The 25,586-nt window shown below is 61.0% G+C and carries 21 protein-coding genes and 1 pseudogene; 11 read left to right on the forward strand and 11 right to left on the reverse strand.

Annotation, left to right across the window (positions count from 1 at the left end; genetic code table 11):
- Window positions 1-129: 129 nt before the first annotated feature.
- Window positions 130-1,317 carry a glycine C-acetyltransferase gene (locus AC0L3O_RS26890; RefSeq protein ID WP_473535477.1) on the reverse strand — a complete coding sequence of 396 codons (1,188 nt, stop codon included), beginning with the start codon at window positions 1,315-1,317 and terminating at the stop codon, window positions 130-132.
- Between the two features lie 281 nt (window positions 1,318-1,598).
- On the opposite strand from AC0L3O_RS26890, the gene AC0L3O_RS26895 reads away from it, so the two are divergent.
- Entirely contained in the window at window positions 1,599-3,671 is a 2,073-nt protein-coding gene (locus AC0L3O_RS26895; RefSeq protein WP_473617101.1) for a putative bifunctional diguanylate cyclase/phosphodiesterase, read from the forward strand.
- Between the two features lie 115 nt (window positions 3,672-3,786).
- Here the strand turns inward: AC0L3O_RS26895 and AC0L3O_RS26900 are convergent, their stop codons facing one another.
- Window positions 3,787-4,212 (reverse strand): MarR family winged helix-turn-helix transcriptional regulator, encoded by a 426-nt coding sequence (locus tag AC0L3O_RS26900; protein WP_027153887.1) that lies wholly within the window; start codon window positions 4,210-4,212, stop codon window positions 3,787-3,789.
- A gap of 116 nt (window positions 4,213-4,328) precedes the next feature.
- Here AC0L3O_RS26900 and AC0L3O_RS26905 point away from each other — a divergent pair, with 116 nt between their 5' ends.
- Window positions 4,329-4,736: a hypothetical protein gene (locus AC0L3O_RS26905; RefSeq protein ID WP_473617103.1), complete on the forward strand. Its 408-nt coding sequence runs from the start codon at window positions 4,329-4,331 to the stop codon at window positions 4,734-4,736.
- A 396-nt stretch (window positions 4,737-5,132) separates the two neighbouring features.
- On the forward strand, window positions 5,133-5,594 hold the full coding sequence (queF, locus tag AC0L3O_RS26910) for a preQ(1) synthase (protein ID WP_287176286.1): 462 nt from the start codon (window positions 5,133-5,135) through the stop codon (window positions 5,592-5,594).
- Between the two features lie 104 nt (window positions 5,595-5,698).
- Here the strand turns inward: queF and AC0L3O_RS26915 are convergent, their stop codons facing one another.
- The 3 genes from AC0L3O_RS26915 to AC0L3O_RS26925 all read right to left on the reverse strand — a co-directional run bounded on the left by AC0L3O_RS26915 (window position 5,699) and on the right by AC0L3O_RS26925 (window position 7,702).
- Window positions 5,699-6,229, reverse strand: coding sequence for a hypothetical protein (locus AC0L3O_RS26915; RefSeq protein ID WP_473617104.1), 531 nt, complete (start codon window positions 6,227-6,229; stop codon window positions 5,699-5,701).
- A 4-nt stretch (window positions 6,230-6,233) separates the two neighbouring features.
- Window positions 6,234-6,713: a DUF3828 domain-containing protein gene (locus AC0L3O_RS26920; protein WP_027153882.1), complete on the reverse strand. Its 480-nt coding sequence runs from the start codon at window positions 6,711-6,713 to the stop codon at window positions 6,234-6,236.
- A gap of 110 nt (window positions 6,714-6,823) precedes the next feature.
- On the reverse strand, window positions 6,824-7,702 hold the full coding sequence (locus AC0L3O_RS26925) for a LysR substrate-binding domain-containing protein (protein WP_473617106.1): 879 nt from the start codon (window positions 7,700-7,702) through the stop codon (window positions 6,824-6,826).
- 134 nt (window positions 7,703-7,836) lie between these two features.
- Here AC0L3O_RS26925 and AC0L3O_RS26930 point away from each other — a divergent pair, with 134 nt between their 5' ends.
- Both AC0L3O_RS26930 and AC0L3O_RS26935 read left to right on the forward strand, forming a co-directional pair.
- Window positions 7,837-9,063, forward strand: a complete 1,227-nt coding sequence (locus tag AC0L3O_RS26930) for an aromatic ring-hydroxylating oxygenase subunit alpha (RefSeq protein WP_473617140.1) — start codon at window positions 7,837-7,839, stop codon at window positions 9,061-9,063.
- Window positions 9,064-9,067: 4 nt separating this feature from the next.
- Window positions 9,068-10,134, forward strand: a pseudogene (locus AC0L3O_RS26935) (FAD-binding oxidoreductase).
- 163 nt (window positions 10,135-10,297) lie between these two features.
- Here the strand turns inward: AC0L3O_RS26935 and AC0L3O_RS26940 are convergent.
- Window positions 10,298-10,900: a dimethylsulfoniopropionate lyase gene (locus AC0L3O_RS26940; protein ID WP_473617107.1), complete on the reverse strand. Its 603-nt coding sequence runs from the start codon at window positions 10,898-10,900 to the stop codon at window positions 10,298-10,300.
- 46 nt (window positions 10,901-10,946) lie between these two features.
- Window positions 10,947-12,983 (reverse strand): oxidoreductase, encoded by a 2,037-nt coding sequence (locus AC0L3O_RS26945; RefSeq protein WP_473617108.1) that lies wholly within the window; start codon window positions 12,981-12,983, stop codon window positions 10,947-10,949.
- A gap of 148 nt (window positions 12,984-13,131) precedes the next feature.
- On the opposite strand from AC0L3O_RS26945, the gene AC0L3O_RS26950 reads away from it, so the two are divergent.
- The 3 genes from AC0L3O_RS26950 to AC0L3O_RS26960 are packed head-to-tail and all read left to right on the forward strand — an operon-like array spanning window position 13,132 to window position 16,597.
- Window positions 13,132-13,761 (forward strand): TetR/AcrR family transcriptional regulator, encoded by a 630-nt coding sequence (locus AC0L3O_RS26950; RefSeq protein ID WP_287347635.1) that lies wholly within the window; start codon window positions 13,132-13,134, stop codon window positions 13,759-13,761.
- A gap of 15 nt (window positions 13,762-13,776) precedes the next feature.
- A complete protein-coding gene (locus tag AC0L3O_RS26955; protein ID WP_473617110.1) occupies window positions 13,777-14,571 on the forward strand; it encodes a pyrroline-5-carboxylate reductase family protein in 795 nt (264 codons plus the stop codon).
- Window positions 14,572-14,611: 40 nt separating this feature from the next.
- Window positions 14,612-16,597, forward strand: coding sequence for an oxidoreductase (locus AC0L3O_RS26960; protein ID WP_473617112.1), 1,986 nt, complete (start codon window positions 14,612-14,614; stop codon window positions 16,595-16,597).
- On the opposite strand, the gene AC0L3O_RS26965 is transcribed toward AC0L3O_RS26960, so the two are convergent.
- The 3 genes from AC0L3O_RS26965 to AC0L3O_RS26975 form a co-directional block, all read right to left on the reverse strand.
- Window positions 16,592-17,287, reverse strand: a complete 696-nt coding sequence (locus AC0L3O_RS26965; protein ID WP_128170762.1) for a corrinoid protein — start codon at window positions 17,285-17,287, stop codon at window positions 16,592-16,594. The genes AC0L3O_RS26960 and AC0L3O_RS26965 overlap by 6 nt on opposite strands.
- A gap of 95 nt (window positions 17,288-17,382) precedes the next feature.
- Entirely contained in the window at window positions 17,383-19,032 is a 1,650-nt protein-coding gene (locus tag AC0L3O_RS26970; protein WP_473617113.1) for an ABC transporter substrate-binding protein, read from the reverse strand.
- A 43-nt stretch (window positions 19,033-19,075) separates the two neighbouring features.
- A complete protein-coding gene (locus tag AC0L3O_RS26975) occupies window positions 19,076-20,626 on the reverse strand; it encodes a trimethylamine methyltransferase family protein (protein WP_473525213.1) in 1,551 nt (516 codons plus the stop codon).
- A gap of 92 nt (window positions 20,627-20,718) precedes the next feature.
- Between AC0L3O_RS26975 and AC0L3O_RS26980 the strand changes: the two genes are divergently transcribed.
- Window positions 20,719-21,621, forward strand: coding sequence for a LysR substrate-binding domain-containing protein (locus tag AC0L3O_RS26980; RefSeq protein ID WP_473617114.1), 903 nt, complete (start codon window positions 20,719-20,721; stop codon window positions 21,619-21,621).
- A 15-nt stretch (window positions 21,622-21,636) separates the two neighbouring features.
- On the opposite strand, the gene AC0L3O_RS26985 is transcribed toward AC0L3O_RS26980, so the two are convergent.
- On the reverse strand, window positions 21,637-22,629 hold the full coding sequence (locus AC0L3O_RS26985; protein WP_473617115.1) for a zinc-dependent alcohol dehydrogenase family protein: 993 nt from the start codon (window positions 22,627-22,629) through the stop codon (window positions 21,637-21,639).
- Window positions 22,630-22,733: 104 nt separating this feature from the next.
- Between AC0L3O_RS26985 and AC0L3O_RS26990 the strand changes: the two genes are divergently transcribed.
- Window positions 22,734-23,636, forward strand: a complete 903-nt coding sequence (locus AC0L3O_RS26990; protein WP_473617116.1) for a LysR family transcriptional regulator — start codon at window positions 22,734-22,736, stop codon at window positions 23,634-23,636.
- A gap of 80 nt (window positions 23,637-23,716) precedes the next feature.
- On the forward strand, window positions 23,717-25,576 hold the full coding sequence (gene mutL / locus AC0L3O_RS26995; protein ID WP_473617118.1) for a DNA mismatch repair endonuclease MutL: 1,860 nt from the start codon (window positions 23,717-23,719) through the stop codon (window positions 25,574-25,576).
- The last annotated feature ends 10 nt before the right edge of the window (window positions 25,577-25,586 follow it).

Below are 25,586 nucleotides of genomic sequence, written 5' to 3' on the forward strand. Positions count from 1 at the left end.
TCCGGCACCGGCACTTCTTCCATCCAGATGCCCGGCTCGGCCTTGGCCTTGACCAGCGCCTTCATCATGTTCGACATTCTTTTGTCCCTTGAAACTCTTGATCCGGAATCGCTTTTCGGTTCCGGTCGTTCAGGAAATCACACCAAGTTCGCGCCCGACCGCGCCGAACGCCTCGACCGCACGGTCGATGTCGGCGCTGGAATGGGCGGCCGACATCTGCGTCCTGATGCGGGCCTGGCCCTTCGGCACCACCGGAAACGAGAAGCCGATGACATAGATGCCGCGCTGCAGCATGCGCGCCGCCATCTCCTGCGCCAGCGTCGCATCGCCGAGCATGACCGGAACGATCGGATGTTCGGCGCCGGCCAGCGTAAAGCCGAGCTTACCCATTTCAGACCGGAACCGTGCCGCATTGGCATAGAGGCGCTGGCGCAGCGCATCGCCATTTTGGATCAGTTCGAAAACCCGGATCGAGGCGCCGGCGATCGCCGGCATCAGCGTGTTGGAAAACAGATAGGGACGCGAGCGCTGGCGCAGCCAGTCGACCACCTGGCTCTTGCCCGATGTGTAGCCGCCCGACGCGCCGCCCAATGCCTTGCCGAGCGTGCCGGTGATGATGTCCACCCTGCCCTCGACGCCGCAATGCTCGGACGAGCCGCGCCCGTTCTTGCCGACGAAGCCGACTGCATGGCTGTCGTCGACCATCACCATTGCATCGTACTTGTCGGCGAGATCGCAGACGCCCTTCAGATTGGCGATGATGCCGTCCATGGAAAATACACCATCGGTAGCGATCAGCCGAAAACGGCAATCCATCGCCTCCTTCAGCCGCGCTTCCAGATCGGCCATGTCGTTGTTGGCGTAACGGAAACGCTTCGCCTTCGACAGCCGCACGCCGTCGATGATCGAGGCATGGTTCAGCGCGTCGGAAATGACCGCATCCTCCTCGGAAAGCAGCGTCTCGAACAGCCCGCCATTAGCGTCGAAGCAGGAGCCGTAGAGGATCGTGTCCTCCATGCCGAGAAAGCCAGAAATCGTCGCCTCGAGCAGCTTGTGCTCTTCCTGCGTGCCGCAGATGAAACGCACCGACGCCATGCCGTAGCCATAGCGGTCGAGTGCCTGCTTGGCCGCATCGCGCAAGTCGGCGCTATCGGCGAGGCCAAGATAATTGTTGGCGCAGAAATTCAGCACCCTCTCGCCGCCCACCTCGATCTTAGCCGATTGCGTCGAGGTGATCACCCGCTCGGATTTGTAGAGGCCGGCCGATTTCAGCCCTTGAAGCTCGCTGTCGATATGGGAGAGGAATGCCGCGCTCATGATTTGGCCCTGTTGAGATTGAATGGACTGTCGCCCCGCGCGGGCGAAAAATCCACCGCAAAAGCGACGGCTTCGGTGACCCGACGGTCAGTGGCCAGAATGCCGCCCCAGAATGCCGCCAAATGGCAGATGTTCAAATGCAGCTGCGGCGCGAAAGAAGGCGATAACCATTTTGCGAGCTTTTCACCGCTGCTGCTGTGTCGGCTTCCGGAGCTGTTAACCTTTCAAGCCAATGGTTCTCATACCCAACAATCTGTCGGCGAGAGGGACCGCCCCAGAAAATGTCGCAGCAACCGATGCAAACCATTTCGGGCAAGCTCATATTGCTGATCAAGGCAGGCTATTGGCTGGCGCTGCTGATCATTGCAGCCATGGTGATGGCCTCCTTCATCCTTCTCCAGCAGATGATGGCTGGCCATCGGCACGACGACACGCTGCTCGATATTGTCGGCATGCAAAAGGTGCTGTCGCAACGCATTGTCTTCCTTGCCAACGCGGCAGGAGCAGCTACGCCCAACCAACAACCGGCTCTGGTCACCGCATTCAAACAGGCCACGGCCGACTTCGAGAGGAACTACGACCTTCTGCTCGAGCGTGTGGTCGCCGACCCGGCGTCACCGGCAAGGCTCGATCCAAAATCAGTCGAGAACGTCCTTTTTGCCAAGCCGTTTCATCTCGATTACTTCTCGGTCGGGCTTATCGCCAACGGCGAACGCCTGGTTTCGGCGTTTGAATCGCAACTCGGCATGGCCGACAATGGCGGCTACAAGGGTGGCGGCGAACGCGTCAACCTCGACGCTTCCGTAGCCAATGCGGCCCTGTCGGGCTATGCGGCACTCGGTCAGCGCATCAGCGCCCAAGCCGACGCGCGATCGGAGAGCCTTCTCGATCTCCATCGAACGCTGTTCTACTCCACCCTCGGGGTCATCGTGCTGGTGGCACTTTTCATCTTCAGGCCGATGTCGAACGCCATCCTGCGCAAGACGCGTGAACTGATCGATACCCGCAATTCCATGGCCTTCATCGCCGTGCATGACGGCCTTACCGGCCTGCACAACCGCACCTTCCTGACCGACCATTTCGATACGCTGATCAAGGGCGCGCAGCGCCGGCGGGAGCGGCTTGCGGCGGTCCACCTCGACCTCGACCGGTTCAAGCAGATCAACGACACGCTTGGCCACGCCGCCGGCGACTATGTGCTGGTGGTGATGGCGCAGCGCATGCGTGATTCCTGCCGGGCGTCGGATCTCTGCGTGCGTCTCGGCAGCGACGAGTTCGTGATGATCCTCAACGGTGCCGGCGGCACCGAGGACATCAACACGGTCGCCGGGCGCGTCCTGTCGCAGATCAACGAACCGATCGTCTATCGGGGCGCGACCATCCTCCCGGGCGCCAGCGCCGGCGTCGCCGTCTATCCGGTCGACGCCGACAATGCGCAAGACCTGCTCGTCCATGCCGACCTCGCGCTCCACGCCGCCAAGAAGCAGGGTGGCGGCAGTCTCTCATTCTTCTCCGAGGAGTTGCGGCATGAACTCGACTACCGCAAGCGGCTCGAGCATGACATCAGGATCGCTATCGCGGAGAAGACGTTCCAGGTCTATTTCCAGCCACAGGTTTCGTTGTCGAACGGCACAATCGGCGGCATCGAGGCGCTGGTTCGCTGGAGACATGCCGAGCGCGGCATGATCGCACCGGGCGAGTTCATTCCCATCGCCGAGAAATGCGGACTCATGCCTGCGATCGGCCGCATCGTCATCGCCAAGGCAATCGGCGAGGCGGCGGAGTGGAACCGTGCCGGCATTGCCTTCGGACGGCTCGCCGTCAACGTCTCCGGCTCCGAATTGCGTGAGGCCGATTTCGACACCTTCCTCTTCGGTGCGCTGGAAAAGGCTGGGCTGCCGCCACAAAAACTGTCGCTCGAGATCGTCGAATCCGTCATTCTCGACGACGAGAAGACCGGCATCGCGGCAAAGCTGCGGCACATCCGCGCCACCGGCGTCCATCTTGAACTCGATGATTTCGGCACCGGCTACGCGTCGCTCAGCCACGTCAACCCGAACGAGATCGACAGGCTGAAGATCGATCGCCGCTTCGTCCAGAACATCAATGAGAACGGCGACAACACCAAGATCGTGCGTGCCATCACCGAACTCGCCCGCGGCCTTGGCATCTCGATCGTCGCCGAGGGCGCCGAAACCGAGGCTGAGCTCGATTCGCTGATGGCGATCGGCTGCGACCAGGTGCAGGGCTACTCGATCGCCTTCCCGATGCCGCAGGACCAGGTACGCGAATGGCTGGTCGCGCGGGCGCCGAAGAGAGCCAGGCTGACGGTGCTGCAGGGAAGGCTGGCGTAAGGCGCCAACCTTGACACGCCGCTTCGGAAATGGCGGCCTGATGGGGTTACGGCCGGTCCGTAGCCGGCTGCCGCTACATCTTGGGCTCGCTGAACAATGCGTTCGGCAGTTGGGATCAATCGACATTCGCCCGTAGCGTCGCCAAAACTTCTGCGAACTCCGCCAGCCTGTCGTCCGACAACCCGGTCCGCAGCCGCTTGTCGAAGGCAATGGCTGCCGTGCGCAATTTCAGGAACAGCGCCTCTCCCGCTTCGGTCAGTTCGACCTGATGGACGCGGCGGTTTTCCGGATCGCGGCGCCGGGTCAGCAAACCTTGCGTCTCCATCGCGTTCAGATGGTGGGTCAGCGTCGCGCCTTGGATTCCGATCATGCCGGCGAGCTCACGCTGGTTGGCCAGTTCGCGCGACTTGATCGACAACAGCGTGACCCAGACCGGCAGCGTGCCGCCCGCCTCGACCAACGTGGCGTCAAAGGCCTGAGCGACAAGCTTTGCGGTGCGGGCGAGATTCATCCCGACTGGCGGGCGGTCAAAAAGCGTCATGATCCGACACTAGAGTAAGGGAAAGGCCGATGGAACTGGCCCTTTGACTTTACATTGACACCTAATCATTTGATATCTAACTTTATGGTTGGCGGTAGGAAAGGAGGAACGCGGTCATGCAGTATGTCTACATCATCGTCCTCGGCCTTCACGTATTGGCCGGTGTGTTCTGGGCTGGAACGACCATCGCTGTCGCCCGCGATCCGGAGATTCGGATCGAACGGTTTTTCCGGCCGCAAATGAACGCGGCTGGCATGGTTTTCCTGACCGGCGCCCTGCTCTGGTATTTCTTCCACAGCGGCTCTTTCGGTTCGATGGAAATGGTTCTGGCCCTGGGTATCGCGACGGCCTTGATTGCCGCCGGTGTTCAGGGAGCTCTGGTCGGCTCTGCCAGGACGCGGCTTGCCGGCACTGACACGGCGACGGAAACGCAGTTGCGCGCGAAAATGACAAGGGGCGAACGCATCGCCGGCGGCCTGCTGGTCATCACCGTGCTCTGCATGGCCACCGCCAGAATGTTTTGAGCGGCCAGCCGCTATCGCGGTTTAAGAGATCGTACGGTGTCTGGCTGCAAGCCGGCGGCGTGCGCAGCGCGCAGATCGGACCGACGTGCCTGGTGGCTCTCCGTGCGGAGGTTCGGCTGCGCGCCACCAAATCAAATCCGAAGTGATCTTCAGATCCATACCGTCCTCGGAAATAGGCCGGCTCGTGGCTGGTCGACATGACCCGGTTCTTCAGCGTCAAATGTTTGAGCTGATAGGGTTGGAGAAGCGGATCGCTGGTGGTCATCGTCTTCCTGTTTCAAATTGTGCTAATGAGCGGCAAATTTTTGTTTTTGCGCATGTCGTATCCAAATCCGCGCACCCTCGGGTCGGGCCCGTGGGCAGGCTTTTGGGCGACATGCAGTAAGGAACCCGCCGATGACCGATACGAAAAACCTTACCCAGCTCGGCTCCAACGTCGAGGCGCCACAGAACCCTGAAGCAGCAGTCCTGGAGACCGTGCTGTTTTCGCGCGGCGACGGGCCGCCGGCCATCGTTCGCTTCACCTGCCCGGAATTCACCTCGCTCTGTCCGGTCACCGGCCAGCCGGACTTCGCCCACATCGTCATCGACTATGCACCCGACACGCTGCTGGTGGAATCGAAGTCGCTGAAGCTGTTCATGACCTCGTTTCGCAACCATGGCGCCTTCCATGAAGAGTGCACCGTCATGATCGGCCGCCGCATCATCGCCGCGACCAAACCACTGTGGTTACGCATCGGCGGCTATTGGTATCCGCGCGGCGGCATTCCGATCGACGTGTTCTGGCAGACCGGCGCGCCGCCGGAAGGCGCATGGCTGCCCGACACCGGTGTTGCGCCCTATCGCGGACGCGGCTGAATTCTGCTGCGAGATGTCCGGCGGGACAGTAGGATCGCCAACTCTGGTTTTCGATCGCCATCAGGCGATCGACGCTGTATGTCCCATCCTTCATCGGTCCGTTCTCACTCACACTGATATTGGCTGAGCGCCCATTCGCCGGTCACCGACAGAAGGTCCGATATCTTCCAGTCGCCGTCGACCTTTTTGAACTTCCATTCCAGCCGGTGCGGAGTGCCGGCAACGACAAAGGCGACGATGACCTTGGCCTCATCGCCTTTGACCGTTTCAACGGTCTTCAGGCTGTTGTCGATCTCGGCCCTGTCGTACGTCGCATTGTCGAGTGCAATGTTGGGATCGAGGCATTCGCCCTGCCCCGATTTCCGCAGCGCATCGCTTTTGTCGAGCACCGACTTCGCGGGATCGACGAAATGGCTGCGCTGAGCCGGATCGAGCTCGAGCCCGACATGCTCGTAAAACGGTTTCACCACAGCTGTTGGAGAGCCCGGCTGCAACGGGGCGGCCGGTGCCCCATCAGTCGGCTGGGACGCGGCCGGCGCATTTGCGGGCAGCGCGCCGAATAGACCCTGGCCAGCGGTGCTGCTCAAACCCGCGGCCAGCAGGCACACAGTCCGCAGGGCCAGGATGCGGGCCATGGCATTACTCCGGAGTCTGGCCAGCCAGGCATTCGAGCGCACTCAGCGTCCAGCCGCTGGTCTTCGAGGTGATGTCGGCAACCTTCCATTGGCCGTCGACCTTCTTCAGCGACCAGACCATTTCGCGTTTGGATTCATCGTCTTCCGGGAAAAGGTTGAAGGTCACTGTCACGTTGGCGCTGTCGCCATCCACTGCTTCGGACAGCTTCAACGTCTTGGCGACTGTCTTCTCGTCAAAATCCTGCGCGTCGAGACCGGGGGCGAAGTCGATGCAAGGCACCTCGTCCGGCTTGTTCTTCTGCGCCTGGTCGTTGAGGTCGAACAGCCTTGTCACCGGCTCGGTGAAACGGTCGCGGTATTTCGCGTCGGCCTCGAACTTGACCTCGGGCATGTAGAAGAACTTCACCGCATTGGAGGCCGGCCCGGCCAGGGCGGCCGCAGGCGCTGCGATCGAGAGAGCGGCGGCAAGCACAATCAGTCTCATCCGATAATCTCCAGGCTTTCGTGGTTTGAACCCGTTCAATACCACGAATCCATAGCGAGCGCGGTGACGTGAAGCCGCCCGAAGAAGTCAGCGAGCAAGAGAGCAGCTGCTCAAGAGCTTTTGGCGAGCCAGCTCGCAAAAAGCCGCGCTTTCGAACCTGCCCTGAGATGGATTTTCAGATAAAATGCCCTGGGTGAGGGAATGTTGTCGGGTACAAGTGTGACCAGCCGGCCCTGTTCCATCAGGCTTTTGACCAATCCATCCCACCCCAAGACCGCCCCGATATCATCCTGGGCGGCCTGGAGGGCAATCATGTAGTTGTTCACGCTAAACCTGCGGCCTTTTGGGATGGTGTGTCCAAGCGCTTGAAACCACTCCGGCCAGTTCGTCCAGTCGGTTTCCTCGTTGTTCATATGAATCAAAGGCGCCTTGAGCAGGTCCTCAACTCGGTCAATGCCGTGCTCGGCGGCGAATTTTGGAGTTCCGAGCGCGACAATGCGATCTTGAAAAAGTTTGTGACATTCTTCAAGATTCTCCTGCGCATCCCCGTATTGAATACTTAGATCGCAGCGGGCGGCTATTGCGGGAACGTCGCTGACGATCTGCGAGACAGTGATGGTGGGATGGCTCTTCCAGAAGGCTGAGATCTTCGGCGTGAGCCATAGCGAACTGACGGCCGTCGTTGTCCGGATGGTCACGTCGGCGGTTTCCGGGCGATCGCGCATGTGAGTAACCGCGTCGGAAATCCTCTCAAGCCCGCGCTGCACGGCAACGAACAGGAACGCCCCTTTCTCAGTCAATTCGACGCCGCGGCTCAAGCGCAGGAACAGGTTGCATCCCAAGTCACCCTCAAGCGCCTTGATCTGGTGGCTGATCGCCGCGGGCGTCACATTCAATTCCTGGGCGGCGTTCTTGAAACTCGCATTTCGGGCGGCTGCCTCGAAGCAGATGAGAGCCGTCACCGAAGAGAGATCGTACGGTCTTGGCATCAACGCTTCTTCGGACCCGCTTTTAGGATGGTTCGCTGAGTGCAACAGATTAGCTGAACTAAATCGTTCTGAAAATTAGTGCTATTGCGCAAAAGGCGTTCAGGCAAGAAAATTTCATCTCAAATGTGCACGCCATCTATGGAATTCCGCATGAACGCCCCCTCGCCCTCGATCCAAGCGTTGCTAGCGCGCCCTTTTACACGTCGCCGACGATTTACCAGCTCGATCTCGAGCACATCTTCTACCAGGAATGGCTCTACGCGGCTCCGGCGTGCCAGCTTGCGAAAGCTGGTAGCTACGTGACGATACGCGTGGGTGCCTATGAGGTGGTCATCGTGCGCGCCCGCGATGGTGAAATCCGCGCCTTCCACAATTCCTGCCGCCATCGCGGCTCGATGATTTGCAAGGCGCGCGAAGGCCAAGTGGCCAAACTCGTCTGCCCCTATCACCAGTGGACCTATGAGCTTGACGGCAAGCTCATCTGGGCAAATGACATGGGGCCCGACTTCGACATGTCCAAACACGGGCTGAAGCCGGTCCATCTGCGCAATCTTGCCGGCCTGATCTACGTCTGTCTGTCCGCTACGCCCCCAGACTTCGAACCGTTTGCCGACCTGGCCCTTCCCTACCTAGAGGTCCATGACCTCAACAATGCAAAGGTTGCGCATACGTCGACTATCATCGAGAAGGCCAACTGGAAGCTTGTGTGGGAAAACAACCGCGAATGCTACCACTGCAGCAGCAACCACCCGTCGCTCTGCCGCTCCTTCTCGCTCGACCCGGAAGTGGCCGGGGTGTCTACCGACGGGTCGGTCTCGGCGACCCTCCAGGCGCATTTTGACCGTTGCGAAGCCTCAGGCGCGCCGGCGCAGTTCCGCCTTGACGGCAGCGGCCAATTTCGCCTGGCGCGGATGCCGCTGCAGCAAAAGGCGGTGAGCTACACCCTCGACGGCAAGACTGCCGTTCGCAAGAATCTTGGCCGGGTGGCGCTGCCCGAAGCAGGCTCGCTGTTGATGTTCCATTATCCAACGACCTGGAGCCACTTCCTGCCGGATCACTCCTTGACCTTCCGGGTCACGCCAATCAGCGCCACGGAAACCGAGGTCACCACCACCTGGCTGGTGAACAAAGATGCCGTCGAAGGGCTTGACTACGACCTCAAGCGCCTGACCGAGGTCTGGATTTCTACCAATGATGAAGACCGTGATATCGTCGAGACCAACCAGCAAGGGATCTTCTCTCCTGCCTATGTTCCCGGACCATATTCGCCGGTTCAGGAAAGCGGTGTGACCCAATTCGTCGATTGGTATGCGAACTGGCTTGGGCGCTCTCAGGCCTCGATGCGATTGGCCGCGGAGTGAAGCAATGAACGTGGTGGCAAAACTCAGGCTGGTTTTCTGGACCGACGCGGAAGAACTCGAATGTGCCTCCTTTCTTCCGGAGGCGCCGAACGTCCTGACCTTTTGTTTCCGGTCGCCGTCCGGAGCGCTGTTCAATTTTGATCCGGGACAGTTCCTCACTTTGGAACTGCCCACCCCCGGCGGTCCGGTCTACCGGACCTACACGATATCCTCATCTCCGTCGCGGCCGACCTCGCTGACCATTACCGTAAAGGCGCAGGCCGACTCTGTCGGAACGCAGTGGATGTTTGACAGCCTCCGTCCGGGCATGCGCCTGCGGGCAATTGGTCCGGGGGGCACCTTCTCGATGGCACATCAGCCAGCCGAAAAGTTTCTTTTCATATCAGCCGGCTCGGGCATCACACCGATGATGTCCATGACTACACATCTGTATGATTCCGGAGTTGATCCGGACATCGTCTTTGTCCACTGCGCGCGCCGCCCTTCTGAGATCATCTTCCGCGAACGGCTGGAGCATATGGCGTCGCGCGTAACTGGCATCGACCTGAAATGGGTGGTTGAACAGACCGATCCATACAGGCCATGGACCGGCTACAGAGGCATGCTCAACCAGTTGATGCTCGGACTGATGGCGCAGGATTATCTTGATCGCGAGGTGTTCTGCTGCGGGCCCGAGCCCTTCATGCAAGCCGTGCGCGAGGCGCTGGCCGGTCTCGGTTTCGACATGGCAAATTACCATCAGGAAAGCTTCCGCGCGCCGCTTCCTGAGGCCGAGAAGGTCCCGGATGACTTCGTTCCCGCCGAGAACAACGAGGCCGAGATCGAATTTGTCCTATCCGGCGTCTCGGCGAAATGCGTCGAGACGGATACGATCCTGGCTGCGGCACGGGCTGCCGGTCTGGTGATCCGATCGGGTTGCAGATGGGGATATGCGGGACATGCAAGGTTCGCAAAATCGATGGCGATGTGCATATGGTCCACAATGGCGGCATCACCGACGATGAGATTGCCGACGGCTACATCCTTGCTTGCTGCTCTAATCCGGTTGGCCGTGTGAAAGTCGAGATATAGCAACCATTTCGCGATCTTTGATCAAGGCGCTTCTTCGAAATCGGCAGCGCCTTGACGGTCCGCGGTCAACCGAAGTCGATGATGAAGCTATTGATGAGTCACGCGCTTCACCCGCAAGGCGGTCTTGGCTCTTCCTCGGCCGGTAGCCGGGTTTCGGGCAAGCTCAGTGATGCGTCTGGTCCACCAACAGCGCCCAGAATGCGAACAGCGGCCGATCCAGCGATCTCATTGCGTGTTTGATGCCTGGCGGATTGTAGAGTGATCCACCGATGCCGGGCGAAAACCAATCCATGTCAGCCTGCTTGAACTCGCCATGCGAAAGCACGAGGTAGGTTTCTTCCGGCGGATGATCGTGGTCGGGATACCGGACGTGAGGAGCCATCAAAGTGACGCCGAGCCACAGGTCGTTTCTGTCCTCGAGGCCGCCCGGGCCAAGGATCATCGCGTTGGCGTGACCGTCGCGGAAATTGCTGCTGGCAGACGGGGCGGGATTTGATTTCAGCCGCCATTCGAGCAGCGGCTCGATCGCCTTGAAGCGCCCAATCAAGTTGCGGAGCGTAGACGGGATCGCCTCTTCCGCCAACGCCGGGCCGAGATAGGAACAGACCGGCAAACGGCTCCCGGCCCTGGTCTTTTCAGGCCCGGGAACCTCCGATTGGGCGAAGAGCTGGATGATCGATCTGCGCGATCGCAGGTCGTGTGAGAACTGGTCAAAGGCCACGAACGCTGTGTCTACGAAATATTGCAGGGCCTCACTTCTGTTCATCTTTCAGCCCTTGTTGTGAGCGGACGCTATGGTCCGTTGCCGGATGTTAGATATCTTTCGCCAGTCGCAGTGCATCGTAGATCGCGGCGTGGGTGTTGCGAGCTGAAACGGCGTCGCCGATACGAAAGAGTTGGAATTGGCCCTGCGCATTCCGCACCACCGACTGCGGCTGCCCGGCGATGAGCTCATCTTGCGAAATCTCTCCGTGATTGGTCGATTTCGGTTTCAGTTCGAAATAGATGTCGTCCAGCGGAATGGTGCCGTGGTTAATGACAACCTGATCCACGACCCGCTGTTTGGATATGCCGCCGTAGTCACTGCCGACATTTGCAATGAGCTGATTGCCATTCTTTTCAACTGACTCGAGCCGATAGGTAACGGTGAAGGTCACATCGAGTTTTTGAAGAGACCTCATGTAGGGCACGAGGTTCATAGCCATGACCTCGGGTGAGAATGACCGGTCCGGTGTCATGATTTCAACCTTCGCTCCGGCGCCGGCGAGGAATTCCGCGGCCTGGAGTGCCGCGTGGTCACCCGCGTCGTCGAAGATGAGGACATTGGTTCCCGGCTTTGCGTCTCCGGAGATGATGTCCCAAGACGACACCACGAACTCGTTGCCCTTGGAAAGGACGTCGGTGTGCGCCACCCCGCCCGTTGCGACGATGACAACGTCCGGATTTTCCGCCTCGATGGTTTCGGCTTCCGCCCAGGCATTGAACCTGATGGTCACTCCATGTTTTTCGCACTGGGCCATGCGCCAATCGATGATGCTCATCATCTCCTTGCGGCGCGGGCTCAGCGCTGTCAGCCGGATCTGCCCGCCAGGGTCGCTGGCGGCCTCGAAGACCACGACCTCGTGTCCCCGCTCACCCGCGACACGGGCGGCCTCGAGGCCAGCCGGACCTGCACCGACGATAACAACTTTCTTGCGGCTGTCGGCCTTGGCGACAATGTGCGGCATGGTCAATTCGCGGCCGGTCGCGGCGTTGTGAATGCAGTATGCCGCCCCGCCCTGATAGATACGGTCAAGGCAATAGTTTGCGCCCACGCATGGCCTGATTTCGTCTTCGCGCTTTTCGATGATCTTGCGCACGATGTGAGGGTCGGTCATGTGCGCGCGCGTCATGCCGATCATATCCACCTTACCCGATTCAATCGCGTGGCGCGCTGTCGCCACGTCCGGTATTTTCGCTGCATGGAAGGTTGGGAAGTTGGTTGCCGCACGAATCTCGCCGGCAAAATCAAGATGCGGCGCATTCGCCATACCCTGAATCGGAATGACGTCCGTCAGGCCCGCATCGGTGTCGATGTGGCCGCGGATCACGTTGAGGTAGTCGACGAGTCCGCTTTGCTTGAGGCGTTTGGAGATCTCAATGCCCTCCGACATGCCAGTGCCACCGGGGAGACGCTCATCAGCGGTATATCGTACGCCCAGGATAAAGTCGTCGCCCACCCGTGACCGGATCGCCTTGAAGACGTCCATGCAAAAGCGCATGCGATTATCGAGCGAACCACCATACGGACCGTCAAGTTCGTTCGTGAGAGGAGACACGAACTGGTCGATCAAGTGGCCATAGGCCTCAAGTTCGACGCCATCCATCCCGCCTGCCTTCATCCGCTCCGCGGCGTCCGCAAAGTCCTTGATGATGCGCTCGATATCCCAGTCTTCAATTTTCTTGGGAAATGCACGGTGTGAGGCTTCACGATGATGGGACGGAGCCACAACGGGAAGCCAATCGCCTTTGTCCCAGCGTGTACGCCGTCCAAGATGGGTCAGCTGGATCATGATGGCGGCGCCCTCTTCGTGCACCGCATCGGTCATTTGCCTGATCCACGGCACGATCTCGTCCTTGTAGGCGAGCAGGTTATTGAAAACCGGGGGGCTGTCCTTCGAGACCGCCGCGGACCCGGCTGTCATCGTCATCGCCACACCGCCCTTCGCCCGTTCCACCGTATAGGCAAGATAGCGTTGCTTCGGCATCCCGTCCTCCGGATAAGCCGGCTCGTGGGACGTCACGATGATGCGATTGCGCAGAGTCAAATGCTTGAGTTTGTACGGCTGCAGAAGGGGATCGGTCGACATCTGACGGACTCCGGGCTGGGATGGCAAGTGCGAACGCTATCCGAAAATGTACATGCATGTCAAGTTTCACTTCTCATAAGTCGATATAGTCGACATAAGTGTACATTATGCTGGTTTTCACTTTGATATTTTGTTAGGCTGATCGCTCATGGAGCAAATTTCGAACGATAGCGGATGGCGCGGATCGCCGGAGGGGTGGCTTGAAGCCGCCTACGACCTGCTTCTTGAATCCGGCGTCGACACGGTCAGAATATCGCCACTGGCCAAGAAATTGGGCCTGTCGCGCACCAGCTTCTATTGGTTCTTCAAGGATAGAGAAGAACTGTTGGCTGCCCTCGTGACCCGTTGGCGGGACAAGAACACCGGCAACCTCGTCAAGCAGGCTGAGGCATACGCCGAGACGGTCGCCGAAGCGATGCTGAACGTTTTCGACTGCTGGCTCGACAAATCCTTGTTCGATTCCCAGTTCGAGTTCGCAGTCAGAAGCTGGGCGCTTCAATCCCCTGACATTCTGGCGGAGGTGCAGAAAGCCGACCAGACGCGTCTCGATGCATTGAGCCAGATGTTTGTCCGCTTTGGTTACGGCGAAGGCTCAGCCGATGTTCGAGCGCGCACCATCTACCTCGTGCAGATCGGCTACATCTCAATGCAGACCAGCGAAGATCTCGCGGACCGCATGAAGCGCATTCCCGGGTACGTGGAGATTTTTACAGGTAAGGCCCCGCGGAAGCGCGAACTCGACCGGTTCTTCGCCAGACACGGCCATTCGGCGGGCTGAGGAAGCGTTTCGACAATGGGTGAACCCCTGAGCATCGGAATAATCGGCGGAGGTGGCTGGCTTGGACGCGCTATCGCCGAGGCCATCATTGATGCGCAAACAGTCGCCGCAGAGCACCTCACGCTCTCTCATCGAAGTGGGCAACCCGACTTTCTGCCAAACGCTACATGGACCAGGGACAACCAGGAACTGGTGGATCGATCTGATGTCATCATCGTCTCGGTCCGGCCCCAGGATTGGCCTGCCATCGACATTACTGCGTCCGGCAAGCTCGCCATGTCGGTTATGGCCGGGATCACTCTCGACCAACTGGCGGGACGTCTTAAAACCGACCGCGTCGTCCGCACGCTTCCGAATGCAGCGGCAGAGGTGCGGAATTCCTATACTCCCTGGATAAGCTCTCAGGGCGTCACCGCCGATGACCGCAATGTCGTTCGCCGGATTCTGGAGGCCTGTGGCGCTGCCGATGAAGTCAAAACAGAAGCAGATATCGACTATTTGACGGGCCTCACCGGATCCGGTCCAGCCTTTCCGGCGCTCTTGGCGGCAGCGATGATGGACGATGCCGTCAGCCGAGGAATGGATCCAGATATTGCCCGGCGGAGCGTCAGCGCGGTGCTTGTTGGAACCGGAAAACTCCTCGAGGCTCGTCCAGACAATCCCCAAGATATCGTCCAGACCTTCCTCGACTACCGCGGCACCACCGCGGCAGCGATCGAGGCCATGCGCGCAGCCGGGTTTGAATCTGCCGTGGCAGACGGCCTTGCCGCGGCGCTCCAGAAATCCGTGACTATGGGACAAGCCACCTGACTGCCGCCCGAGGCCTTCCTCCGACCGCTGGTGTGATATTATGTCAAAACTCTTTCCGCATCTGTTTTCACCTGCAAAGCTAGGCAGTCGCACGCTGCGAAACCGGATCGTGTTCGGGGCTCATACCGCCAACATGGCCGAAAATGGCGTGCCGACCGAACGACACGTTGCCTACTATGCCGAGCGAGCGCTCGGTGGGGCCGGCATGATTGTTGTCGAACCCATGCCCGTCCATCAGGCCGCCGTCCTGACACGCGGCAATTTTCGACCTGACGACGACAGCGTCATTCCTCATTTCCAGCAGGTCACGCGCGCGATCAAGGACCACGGGGCGATCGCCATCCAGCAGCTCTATCACGTCGGAGCGCACGGGGATTCGGACAACTCATTTCACGCGCATTGGTCGCCCTCTGGCCTGCCGAGCTATCATGACAGCGACGGTTCCCACGCCATGTCCGAGGGTGAGATTTGGGAAACCATCGACAGCTTCGTTCAGGCGGCGCGCCGCTGCCAAGAAGCCGGTTTCGACGGCGTCGAAGTCTGGGCTGCCTATCTCGGACTGGTCGATCAGTTCTGGACGCCCTGGACAAACCGACGCGAGGACCAATGGGGAGGGTCGCTCGACAACCGCACGCGGATCTCGCGCGAAATCCTAACCCGCATCCGCGAAACATGCGGCCTCGATTTCATCATTGGACTCTCGGTCAGCGACGAACCCGACTACACAGTAGCGCTCAGTCGCCAGGAACTGGCGGAGATCATTCGGCTGCACGATGAGCAGGGGCTGATCGATTACGTGACCTGCGGCACTGGCAGCTACCTCGATTTCTACAAGATAATGCCGACGTTTCTCTATCCGGAGAAGCTTGGCACCGATCTCGCGACGACCCTCAAGGCCGCGGTCAAGAAGGCCCTCGTGGTCGCCGAAAGCCACATCAGGACGCCTGAAAACGCCGAAACCGTGCTCGGCGAGAAAGCTGCAGATCTGGTCTCGATCGTCCGGGGCCAGATCGCCGATCCGCATCTGGCACGCAAAGCCGCGGCAGACCGGCCCGAGGATGTGCGCGGATGCATATCCTGCAACCAGATGTGCTGGGGCCGTCGTTCGCGCGACTACTGGATCAGCTGCCTTATCAATCCCTCTGCAGGGCGCGAGTTTGAATGGGGTGGTGACCGGTTCACGTCCGCTGTCATCAAGAAACGGGTGCTTGTCGTCGGCGGCGGTCCCGCCGGGCTCGAGACGGCTCGGGTTGCCGCCGAGCGAGGGCACGACGTGGTGCTGGCCGAAGCCTCCAGTAGGCTGGGCGGGAACTTTCTGCTCGCAGGACTGCAGCCGCGCCGCGGGCAAATCCTCGACCTTCTCGGGTGGTATGAACGCCAGCTCAGCAAACTGAATGTCGACGTACGACTGAACACCTACGTCGAGGCCTCGGAAATCGCCTCTTTCCAAGCTGACACCGTTATCCTGGCCACGGGGTCGGTGTCTCCCGAAACCGGCTTTCAGAAGGGTTTGCCGGCAGTGCCGAGCCTGCCCGGCATCGAAAGGGGCAATGTCTTCTCGATCGAATCCGTCATGGCCCGCGTTGTGCGGCCGGGTAAGCACGTGCTTTTGCTCGACGAGGGCGGAGGCTGGCGCGGTTGTGGCACGGCCTGGAAACTTGCCGAGGATGGCCGTCAAGTGACCATTCTCACGCCCGATCCGTTGGTCGGCAAGGAGCTGCAGCGGACAGCTGCCGATTTCCCGCTTCGACGGACATTGCGCCAGCTTGGCGTCACATGGGTGTTGAATGTCAACGTGCTGGAATGGCACGGGGACGGCGTGACCATCGTTGACCACAACACCCGTGAAGAGAGCTTTGTGCCGGGCGATTGCCTTGTTCTCGCAACCACCAATGTAGCAGCGAATTGGCTGGCGAAAGAGTTGGAAAGCACGTCCCAGCCTTTCATGGAGGTCGGCGACGCCGTCGCTCCGCGCCAGGCGCCCTACGCCTTCCACGAAGGACGGAAACTTGCCTTGGGGCTATGATACGCGGACGTTGTGCTTGCGCTTCATAAAATCCTTGGCGGTCTCGACTGCCACGGCTGCGTCGCGGCAATAGGCGTCGGCGCCGACGGCCTTGCCGAATTCCTCGTTGAGCGGGGCACCGCCGACCAGCACGACGTAGTCGTCGCGGATGCCCTTTTCCTTCATCGTGTCGATGACGACCTTCATGTAGGGCATGGTCGTGGTCAAAAGCGCCGACATGCCGATGATGTCGGGCTGGTGCTGTTCGATGGCGTCGAGATATTTTTCCACCGCATTGTTGATGCCGAGGTCGATGACGTCGAAGCCGGCGCCCTCCATCATCATGCCGACAAGGTTCTTGCCGATGTCGTGGATGTCGCCCTTGACGGTGCCGATCACCATCTTGCCCTGCTTCGGCGCGCCGGTGGCGACAAGCAGCGGACGCAGGATGAACATGCCCGCCTTCATCGCGTTGGCCGACAACAGCACTTCCGGCACGAACAGGATGCCGTCGCGAAAATCCTCGCCGACGATGCGCATGCCTTCGACCAGTGCCTCGGTCAGCACCTTGTAAGGCGCCCAGCCGCGCTCGAGAAGGATGTTGGTCCCTTCCTCGATCTCTTCCTTCAGCCCGTCATAAAGGTCGTCGTGCATCTGCTGCACGAGTTCGTCGTCGGAAAGCTCGGAAAGGACGATCTCGTCGTCGGACATGTTTGACGCACTCACTGATTTCAATGGTTTGCGGTCCGCCGGCACCTGTTTCTGCAACGGGTGCCGGCGGGTCATTGCCAGCCTTGGGAGCTAACTCAGGCGTCCAGCCAGACGTTCTGAAGATCCATCTCGAAAGTCTGGTGGACCGCGTAGTTCTTCACCTTCTTGTTCATGTGGCTGTACAGCTTCTGCCAGAACGGCTGAATGATGACGCCCGAATCCTGCAGGATCTGCTCGACGTCCTTCATGACCTCGCGGCGCTTCTCCACGTCGATGAGTGAGAGGGCCTGCTTGAGCTTGGCGTCGAAATCAGGATTCGAATACGCCGTTTCATTCCAGGCCTCGCCGGTGCGATAGCCGAGCGCCAACACCTGAACGCCGAGTGGGCGCATATACCAGATGGTCATGGAATAGGGGTATTTCGTCCAGTCGTTCCAGAAGGTCGAACCCGGCAGCACCGTGCGCTTCACCTTGATCCCGGCATCGCGCAGCTGGCCGGCAATCGCGTCGCCGGTGTTCTTTTGCCAATCGTCCTCGACGGTGATCAGTTCATGCTCGAAATCGGCCTGTCCGGCCTCGGCCATCAGCTTCTTGGCGCCGGCCGCATCGCGTGTCTTCTTGGGCAGCGGAAAATATTCCGGATGGATCGGGCTGACATGGTGGTTTTCACCTGGGGTGCCGCGCCCGGCGTAGCCAAGTTCGAGCACCGCATTGTTGTCGACGGCCATCTGCAGGGCGTTGCGTACCCGCTGGTCATCATAAGGCTTGTGCGTGATGTTGGTGCGGGCAACGAGCGTCGTCGCCGTCGCGACCTCCGATTTCACCAGATCCATCTGGTCGAGGATGTCGATGAAGTCGGCGGGCGTCTCGAAATTGACGTCGATTTCCTCGGATTCGAATGCATTCACCGAGGCGTTGAAGTCGGTGCCGTAGTCGATGAATTCGACGCTGTCGAGCGGCGCTTCACCGCCCCACCATTTGCCATTCTCGCGACGCTTGACGACCGCGTTCTGGCCGACCGAATAAGACACAAGCTCGAAAGGCCCGGTGCCGATCGGCTTGGCGAGCGGATCGGCGCCATCGGTATCGAATTTGCGGTGGACGACGAGCGCTGGATAGTCGGTGAAGTTCGGGATCAGCGAGATATCAGGTTCGTTCAGCATCAGCTTGACCGTGTTGTCGTCGACCTTGGTGATCGCCCCGTCCCTGGCCTTGCCGGTTTTGACGTCGATCAGCGCACCGACGCGGGCGGCCATCGAATTGCCGGCGGCATCCTTCTCGCACCAGCGCGTCAGATTGTAGACCACGTCGTCGGCGTTGAAGGCGTCGCCATTGTTCCAGGTGATGCCCTTGCGCAGATGCAGCACGTATTCGGTGGCGTCGTCGTTGACGTCCCAGCTCTCGAGCAGGACCGGCTCGAAAGTAAATTCGCGGGTGTAGCGGACAAGCGGCTCGAGCCAGCAGCGCGAAATGTTGGCAAGTTCCACCCAGTCGTAAGTACGCGGATCCTTCTGCGCCTTCACCGACATCGATACGCGCAGCGTTCCGCCTTTCTTGGGCTCTTCGGCCAAAGCCCGTCCCGGCACCGCAAGACCGATCATAGCGTAGGCAAGGGCAGTCGATGCCCCGAAGGCGCTTGCCAGCGCCAGAAACTCGCGCCGGTCCATCCGGCCTGAGCGGGCTTCTTCAGCCATCGCTTCGATAACGCTGGGGACACGATCACCGTTGTTTCTGAAGATTGCCATTGTTTCCTCCCTTATGGTTGCCTTTGGGTCTTCGCCCGTTGGATTAACTAACGCTGTCCGGCAGCTTCTCCTCGCGCAGCGCGATCAAATCTTTGAGACCATCGGCGATGCCCTCATCGAGCTTCGGCTCCTCATAATCGGCGAGCATGTTGCGCGCTTTCTCGCGGCCGCGCGTGTCGTGGTCCTTTGCCCCTTCAGCCTTCCACTGTTCGTAGGAATTGAAGTCCATGATGCTGGGCATGAAGAAGGCGGACTGGAAATGCTCGAGCGTGTGCTGGGTGCCGAGGAAATGGCCCTGCGGCCCGACCTCGCGGATCGCCGCCATCGCTTCCTTGAAATCGTCGAACGGCAGGCCGCCGGCATATTTGTACCAGCCGACAAGCTGTTCGCAGTCCGTCGCGAATTTTGAATAGCCGCAGGTCAGGCCCGCCTCGAGCCATCCGGCGGAGTGCCAGATGTAGTTGGCGCCGGCAAGGATGGCGGCATGCATCAGCATGTTCGCCTCGTAGCCCGCCTGGGCGTCATTCAGTTTCGACCCGACATGGAAGCCCGACGTGCGCCATGGCAGCCGGTATTTTCGCGCCAGTGCTCCCATCAGATACATCATCTGGGCGGCCTCGGGCGTGCCACCCATGGGCGCGCCGGTCTTCATGTCGACCGTGACCATGAACTGCCCGTAGATCTGCGGCGAGCCCGGACGCAGCAGCTGCGTGAAGGCGACGCCCGCCAGCGCTTCGGCATTGACCTGCGCCACCGCTCCCACCGCCGAGGCCGAAGTCGAGGCGCCGCACAGCGCGAACGGCGCCAGGATCAACGGCTGGTTGTGACGCGCATAGACCTTCATCGCGTCCAGCATGGTGGCGTCCCATACCAGTGGCGAGTTGCAATTGGTGATCGCGACCAACACAGGGTTGTCGCGAACAAAATCCTCGCCGAACACGATGCCCGCCATCGCCATCGTGTCTTCGGCGCGATCCTTTGATGTCACGATGCCCATGAACGGCTTGTCGGAATGCTTCAGCGCCGAATGGATGATGTGGAGGTGACGCTTCGGCACCGCAATTTCCATCGGCTCGCAGATGATCGAGCTCGACGAATGCAGCGCTGGCGCCATATAGGCGAGCTTGTGGAAATTGTTGAGGTCGGCGAGTGTGCCATAGCGCCTGACATTGTCGAGGTCGCGCACGTAAGGCGCGCCGTACATCGGCACGAAGATGGAATTCTTGCCGCCGACGCGGACCGAGCGCTCAGGGTTGCGCGCATTGAGCGTGAACTCCGGCGGGACTTTCGAGACCAGCTCCATCAAGAGCGCGCGGTCAATGCGGACGCGCGTCTCAGAGACATCGGCTCCGGCGGCCTGCCACAGTGCTATGGCCTCGTCGTCGCGGAACTCGCAACCAACCTCTTCGAGGATCGACAGCGACTCCTGGTGGATCAGCTCGACAGCCTCGTCTGGGACCATTTGGTATGTGGGTATGTTGCGAACCAGCGTCGGAAACGACGCCATCGGAGTTCCCCGCAGCGCCTTGCGGCCCAGGCGGCCGCCACCTCGGCGGCCGGCGTGTTCGGTGACTTCGGCGGCCGGTGCATTCATGGCAACTCTATCCTCCCAATGACGACCAGCCTAGCGAGAGGAAATACGGCTGTGACGCTGGAAAATCCTGATCACTTGTATAAGCTCAGCTTATGCGAAGCTTGCGCCATCTGCTGCCCTCGGCCGGTAGCCTGATCGTTTTCGAGGCCGCCGGCCGGCTGTCGAGCTTTACCGCCGCCGGGCGGGAGCTCGGCATGACGCAGGCTGCCGTGTCTTATGCGATCCGCGGGCTTGAAGAGCAGCTCGGCGCGAAACTCTTCCAGCGCCGCCATCGTCAGGTCAGCCTTACCGAAGCCGGCGAGCGTTTCCACGCCGACGTCTCGCTCGGCCTGTCGCACATCCGCAAGTCGGCGGAGGATCTGCGCCTACAGGCGACCGGCGGCCATGTGACGCTCGCTGCCTCGACCGCCTTCGCCTCGTTCTGGATGATGCCGCGCCTGCAGCAGTTTCGCGACGAACTGCCGGGCATCGACCTGCGCATCCAGACCGCCGACCGCGATCTCGACATCATCGCCGAAGACATCCCGCTCGGCGTTCGTGGCGGCGAACCCCAGGGATGGCCGGACTATCATTCGCTGCCGCTCGCCGATGAGGAAATATTCCCGGTTGCCGGCGCGAGCTATGTGGCACGGTTCGGGCTGCCGGAGAGCGTCGAGGATCTGCCATCGCACCGGCTCATCCATCTCGAAGAGCCGTTTCGCGAAGCCGCGAGTTGGGACGAGTGGTTCCAATCGGCCGGGGTCACCATCACCGATGCCGGGCGCGGCTTGCGCATCAACGATTATGCGCTGGTGATCCAGGCGGTCATGGAAGGGCAAGGCATTGCGCTCGGCTGGGGCCACCTCGCCGAGCGCCTGCTGGCGTCAGGACTGCTCGTGCGTGCGACCGACCACACGATGACGACCGGCAAGGGCTTTCATGTCATCTGGTCGAGAACCCGCGACCTCAGCGACAATGCTCGCAAGGTGCGGGACTGGCTGGCCGCGCAGGCGTGAGGCTCCCATTAATGCTCAATCAACCGTCACGACGATCTTGCCGAATTGCTCGTTCGACTCGAGAAAGCGATGCGCTTCGACGATCTGCTCGAATGAAAAGGTTTTGGCGATTACCGGCTTTAGCGAACCCGACATCAATCCGTCGAGGATGAACGCCTTGGCAGCTTCCAACTTCACCGGATCGCCAGTGATCTCGTAGACGAGATAGCCGCGCAGCGTCAGCGTCTTGGCCAGCACATCGAACAGCGGGAACGGCGTCGGCTCGGGGCTCAAGCCGCCATATTCGATGAGAATGCCACCCCGTGCCATCGCCGCCGTCAGAGGTTCGAAAATCGGGCCGCCGACTGCGTCGAAAACCACTCGGATGTTGTCCGGACTGGCGATTTCCTTCAGCCGGGCTTCCAGATCTTCGTCCGCTGAAGCGACGACATGGGCCGCCCCGAACTTGAGCAGGGCCTCTCTCTTGACAGATGTCCGCGTCACCGCGATCGCGGTCGCACCAACGATGTTGGCAATCTGGATCGCGGCAAGTCCGACACTACTCGATGCCGCGGTAATGACGACGAAGTCGTCTCTGCTGAGCTTGGCAATGTCGATCAGTGCGCCATAGGCGGTGAGATATTGCATCCAGACGGCTGCCGCCTCTTCCCAGGTAAGCGATGGCGGGTGCTTGGCCACGAGATGGGCGGGATATGTGGCGATCTCACCATAGGCGGGCCAGCGGGCCATCGATAATGGCGGCACGACGCTGACGGCGTCACCTGGCGCAAAACCGTGCACGGCTTCGCCGACCGCTTCGACGACACCCGCTGCCTCAAGGCCAAGACCGGAAGGTAACGGCGGCGTCTGGATATAAGTGCCCGAACGCAGCAGCGCCTCGGCCCGGTTGAGACCCAATGCCTTGACCCGGATATGAATCTCGCCGCGACCGAGCGCGGGAATATCGAGATTCTCGATGCGCAGAACCTCGGGACCACCATGCTCATGAAAGCGAACAACACGTGCCATGCGGCCATAACTCCAAAATATTTGAACCGAATACGCTATGCCATCGGCCTTCCGGCAGATAAATGCTTGCTTTGGCAAGACAGTAGAAACTGAGAGTTTTGAATATGGATCGCCTTACGAGCATGGCCGTGTTCGTCAAAACCGTCGATCTTGGCTCGTTCGCGGCGACTGCTGCCGCTCTCGATCTGTCCGGACCGATGGTCGGCAAGCATGTCCGGTTTCTCGAGGAGCGTCTGGGTGTGCGCCTCATCAACCGGACCACACGCCGCCAGAGCCTGACCGACTTCGGGCGCGCTTACTATGAGCGCTGCCGGATGGTACTCGCTGAAGCCGAAGCTGCGGATGCACTGGCGGCCGATCAACTTTCCGAACCACGCGGAAAGCTGCGCGTCATCATGCCCGTACACTTCGGCCGGCGCTGCGTTGCCCCGATCCTGCTGGAGCTTGCGCAGCGATATCCCGCTCTGGAACTCGACCTGTCTTTCAGCGATCCCATCGCCGATCTTGCAGAGGATGGCTGCGATCTTGCCATCCGGACCGGCAATCTGGAGGATCAGGCCGGCGTGATTGCGCGTCGCGTCGCGCGCCAGCGCATGGTCGTCTGCGCGTCGCCATCCTATCTCGAGATGCACGGGCAGCCACGGCGGGTAGAGGATCTCGGCAGCCACCAGACCATTATCTACCGCCGTTCGGGCCGTGTCGTTCAACCGTGGCTGTTTCCGCGTGATGGCCAGCGTGCGCTGGAGGTCATGCCGGTCAGCCGGCTGCGGCTCGACGACCTCGCTGCGATCGCCGATGCTGCGGCAGCCGGCATGGGGCTCGCCTGGCTGCCATACTGGCTGGTCCGTGAGCGCATTCAGGCCGGCGCACTTGTCGTGCTGTTGCCGGAACAGCCGGGATTTCTTTACGACGCCTATGCGCTCTGGCTGCAGACGCCTCACTTGCCGCTGAAGGTCCGCCTTGCCGTCGGCGCGCTGGCAGCGGCACTGCCCAGGCTGATGACGTGAAATGCAGGAGCACGGTGAGCGGCTCGGATTCCTGAATTCGCCCCTCCCGCTTGGGCGACGAATCCGCGTATAGTACCCCCATGCCCATTCGCCAGCTTTCCGAAACGATGATCAACCAGATCGCCGCCGGCGAAGTCATCGAGCGTCCGGCAAGCGTGGTCAAGGAACTGGTCGAGAACGCACTCGATGCCGGCGCTGCGAGAATAGAGATCGTCACCGCCGGCGGTGGGCTGAACCTGATCCGCGTTACCGACGACGGCTCGGGCATCCCGGAAAAGGAACTGCCGCTGGCGATCGCACGCCATTGCACCTCGAAGCTCGCCGATGACATTCACGACATCCGCTCGCTCGGCTTTCGCGGCGAAGCGCTGCCGTCGATCGGCTCGGTGGCGCGGCTGTCGATCCGCTCGCGCACCGCCAACGGCGACAGCGCCGCCGAGATCGGTATCGAGGGCGGGCGCGTGTCCGCCGTCAAGCCGGCGGCCGCCAATCGCGGCACCACGGTCGAGGTGCGCGACCTGTTCTTCGCCACGCCGGCGCGGCTCAAATTCATGAAGGGCGAGCGCGCCGAAAGCTCGGCGACCAGCGACGTGATCAAGCGTATCGCGATCGCTTTCCCGGCCGTGCGCTTCACGCTGGCCGGTTCCGACCGCTCGACGCTGGAACTGCCGGCGACCGACGACAGCGCGGAAGGCCGGCTGCGCCGCGTCGCGCAAGTGATGGGCGCCGACTTTCCGGCCAACGCGATCGCCATCGACGCCATGCGCGACGGTGTGCATCTTGCCGGCCACGTGTCGATACCATCCTTCAGCCGCGCCAACGCGCTGCAGCAATATGGCTATGTCAACGGCCGGCCGGTGCGCGACAAGCTGATCGCCGGCGCTATCCGCGGCGCCTTCGCCGACGTGCTGCCGCGCGACCGCCATGCGGTGACGGTGCTGTTCCTGACCCTCGATCCGGCCATCGTCGACGTCAATGTCCACCCGGCCAAGGCCGACGTCCGCTTTCGCGATCCGGGGCTGGTGCGCGGGCTGATCGTCGGCGCCATTCGCGAGGCGCTGGCCAATGCCGGCATCCGTGCCGCCACATCAGGGGCGGCCGGCATGATGGCGGCATTCCGGCCAGGCGCAGCATCCTATGCGCATCCAGGACCGGCCAACGGCCATCGCAGCTACGAAGCGGCCTACCGGGCCTCCGGCTTCGCCGGTTTCGATCCGGCCCGCTCGCCGCAACGGCCGCTGGATGCAGGATCTGCAAATGGCGGCTTCGGCGAAAACGATCAGGCGGCGTTCGATGCCGGTTCGCTTCACAGCGCCGACGCGCGCGCCGGACAAGACGAAGCGGCGGAGACGCTGCTCGGCATGGCGCTGGGTGCCGCACGCGCGCAAGTACACGAGAACTATATCGTCGCGCAGACCAGGGATTCGCTTGTTATCGTCGACCAGCATGCGGCGCATGAGCGGCTGGTCTACGAGGCACTGAAGAACGCGTTGCATTCGCGCGCCGTGCCGTCGCAGATGCTGCTTTTGCCCGAGATCGTCGATCTGCCGGAAGAGGATGCAGAACGGCTCGCGTTGCATTCCGAAACACTGGCCCGCTTCGGTCTCGCCGTCGAGCGCTTCGGCCCGGGTGCGGTTGCGGTGCGCGAGACGCCGTCGATGCTCGGCGAAACCAATGTCCAGCAGCTGGTGCGCGACCTTGCCGACGAGATCGCCGACAACGACACCGTCGACACGCTGAAAGAGCGGCTGGACAAAATAGCCGCGACCATGGCCTGCCACGGCTCGGTGCGTTCCGGCCGCCTGCTCAAGCCGGAAGAGATGAACGCACTGCTGCGCCAGATGGAGGCGACGCCCGGGGCCGGCACCTGCAACCACGGCCGCCCGACCTATATCGAGCTCAGGCTCGCCGACATTGAGCGACTGTTCGGGCGGCGGTGAAGGGACTGAG

Source organism: Mesorhizobium sp. WSM4810 (genome assembly GCF_055811235.1).

What these genes read in the sequence shown, in the direction of transcription:
- AC0L3O_RS26950 (WP_287347635.1), top strand. Translation starts at nt 13,132, where the DNA reads ATGGAGCAAATTTCGAACGATAGCGGATGGCGCGGATCGCCGGAGGGG.
- queF (WP_287176286.1), top strand. Translation starts at nt 5,133, where the DNA reads ATGACCGATACGAAAAACCTTACCCAGCTCGGCTCCAACGTCGAGGCG.
- AC0L3O_RS26940 (WP_473617107.1), bottom strand. Translation starts at nt 10,900, where the DNA reads ATGAACAGAAGTGAGGCCCTGCAATATTTCGTAGACACAGCGTTCGTG.
- AC0L3O_RS26955 (WP_473617110.1), top strand. Translation starts at nt 13,777, where the DNA reads ATGGGTGAACCCCTGAGCATCGGAATAATCGGCGGAGGTGGCTGGCTT.
- AC0L3O_RS26985 (WP_473617115.1), bottom strand. Translation starts at nt 22,629, where the DNA reads ATGGCACGTGTTGTTCGCTTTCATGAGCATGGTGGTCCCGAGGTTCTG.
- AC0L3O_RS26965 (WP_128170762.1), bottom strand. Translation starts at nt 17,287, where the DNA reads ATGTCCGACGACGAGATCGTCCTTTCCGAGCTTTCCGACGACGAACTC.
- AC0L3O_RS26990 (WP_473617116.1), top strand. Translation starts at nt 22,734, where the DNA reads ATGGATCGCCTTACGAGCATGGCCGTGTTCGTCAAAACCGTCGATCTT.
- AC0L3O_RS26890 (WP_473535477.1), bottom strand. Translation starts at nt 1,317, where the DNA reads ATGAGCGCGGCATTCCTCTCCCATATCGACAGCGAGCTTCAAGGGCTG.
- AC0L3O_RS26945 (WP_473617108.1), bottom strand. Translation starts at nt 12,983, where the DNA reads ATGTCGACCGATCCCCTTCTGCAGCCGTACAAACTCAAGCATTTGACT.
- AC0L3O_RS26970 (WP_473617113.1), bottom strand. Translation starts at nt 19,032, where the DNA reads ATGGCAATCTTCAGAAACAACGGTGATCGTGTCCCCAGCGTTATCGAA.
- AC0L3O_RS26920 (WP_027153882.1), bottom strand. Translation starts at nt 6,713, where the DNA reads ATGAGACTGATTGTGCTTGCCGCCGCTCTCTCGATCGCAGCGCCTGCG.
- AC0L3O_RS26960 (WP_473617112.1), top strand. Translation starts at nt 14,612, where the DNA reads ATGTCAAAACTCTTTCCGCATCTGTTTTCACCTGCAAAGCTAGGCAGT.
- AC0L3O_RS26925 (WP_473617106.1), bottom strand. Translation starts at nt 7,702, where the DNA reads ATGCCAAGACCGTACGATCTCTCTTCGGTGACGGCTCTCATCTGCTTC.
- AC0L3O_RS26975 (WP_473525213.1), bottom strand. Translation starts at nt 20,626, where the DNA reads ATGAATGCACCGGCCGCCGAAGTCACCGAACACGCCGGCCGCCGAGGT.
- AC0L3O_RS26980 (WP_473617114.1), top strand. Translation starts at nt 20,719, where the DNA reads ATGCGAAGCTTGCGCCATCTGCTGCCCTCGGCCGGTAGCCTGATCGTT.
- mutL (WP_473617118.1), top strand. Translation starts at nt 23,717, where the DNA reads ATGCCCATTCGCCAGCTTTCCGAAACGATGATCAACCAGATCGCCGCC.
- AC0L3O_RS26915 (WP_473617104.1), bottom strand. Translation starts at nt 6,229, where the DNA reads ATGGCCCGCATCCTGGCCCTGCGGACTGTGTGCCTGCTGGCCGCGGGT.
- AC0L3O_RS26895 (WP_473617101.1), top strand. Translation starts at nt 1,599, where the DNA reads ATGTCGCAGCAACCGATGCAAACCATTTCGGGCAAGCTCATATTGCTG.
- AC0L3O_RS26900 (WP_027153887.1), bottom strand. Translation starts at nt 4,212, where the DNA reads ATGACGCTTTTTGACCGCCCGCCAGTCGGGATGAATCTCGCCCGCACC.
- AC0L3O_RS26905 (WP_473617103.1), top strand. Translation starts at nt 4,329, where the DNA reads ATGCAGTATGTCTACATCATCGTCCTCGGCCTTCACGTATTGGCCGGT.